At 61.9% G+C, this 1,329-nt stretch carries 1 protein-coding gene; it reads left to right on the top strand.

What is annotated here, in order from left to right; genetic code table 11:
• Nucleotides 1-38: 38 nt before the first annotated feature.
• Entirely contained in the window at nucleotides 39-1,277 is a 1,239-nt protein-coding gene (locus IB235_RS24665) for an IS256 family transposase (protein WP_370576999.1), read from the top strand.
• Nucleotides 1,278-1,329: the final 52 nt, after the last annotated feature.

Here is a 1,329-nt window from a genome sequence, read left to right as displayed (position 1 = left end):
GGGAGTGTCCGATCTTTTGTGTATGACTGATCGGGTCCATGCTTCACCGAAAGGAAGCATGTATGACGATCTCGAAGGAAGTTCTCGACGAATTGCTGAAGGGCGTGGAACGGCCCGAAGACCTGCTCGGCGACGCGGGTCTGATGAAGGAGCTGAAGATCCGGCTCATGGAACGGATGCTGGGGGCCGAGCTGACAGCGCATCTGGGCTATGAGGAGGGCCAGGAGGCACCGTCCGGTCAGCCGAACCGGCGCAATGGCTCTTCGACGAAGGTGCTGAAGGGCCCGGACGGCGAATTGCGGGTGGCCGTGCCCCGCGACCGCGACAGCAGCTTCGAGCCGGAGCTGGTGAAGAAGGGTCAGACCCGGATCGACGGCATGGATGACAAGATCATTGGCCTTTACGCCTCCGGTTTGACGGTGCGCGACATCCAGGCGCATCTGCTCGATCTCTATGGCCTGAAGGTCTCGCCCGACCTGATCAGCCGCGTCACCGATGCCGTTCTGGACGAGGTCCGCGAATGGCAGGGCCGGGCGCTGGACCGGATGTATCCCATCGTGATCTTCGACGCGCTGCGGGTGAAGATCCGTGATGCCGATAGCCGGATGGTCAAGAACAAGGCCGTCTACGTGGCGCTCGGCGTCACCCGCGACGGTCTGCGCGAGGTTCTGGGTCTGTGGATCTCCGAGAACGAGGGCGCCAAGTTCTGGCTCTCGGTGATGAACGAACTGCGTAACCGCGGCGTGCAGGACATCCTGATCGCGGTCGTGGACGGGCTGAAGGGCTTCCCCGAGGCGATCACCGCCGCCTTTCCCGAGGCCATGGTCCAGACTTGCATTGTTCACCTGGTGCGCCACAGCCTGAACTTCTGCTCCTGGAAGGACCGCAAGGGGGTAGCAGCCGACCTGCGCCGGATTTACGGGGCCGCGACCGCCGACATGGCCGCTGCCGAGCTCGATGTCTTCGAGGAAAAATGGGCCGGGAAATACGCATCCATCGCCCCGGCCTGGCGGCGGGCGTGGCAGGAGGTGATCCCATTCTTCGCCTTCGATCCGGCAATCCGGAAAGTGGTCTATACGACCAATGCGATCGAAAGCCTGAACCGCGTGATCCGAAAATCGATCAAGACCCGAGGCTCGTTCCCGACCGACGACGCCGCCACGAAGTTGATCTATCTGGCGATCCGCAGCTTCGAAAAAGACGGGCGCAATGTGCGGGAATGGTTTGCGGCCCGAAACCAGTTCGCCATAATGTTCGGCGAGCGCTTCGCCGCTTGAGTATCTGAAACTGCATGGGCCGGGTCAGATACACAGAGTTCCAGACACTCCC

It is taken from the genome of Paracoccus sp. PAR01 (assembly GCF_014851995.1).
GTDB classification, from domain to species: domain Bacteria; phylum Pseudomonadota; class Alphaproteobacteria; order Rhodobacterales; family Rhodobacteraceae; genus Paracoccus; species Paracoccus litorisediminis.
The sequence above is the reverse complement of the archived record's forward strand: the minus strand, read 5'-3'. Positions and strand labels throughout refer to the sequence as shown.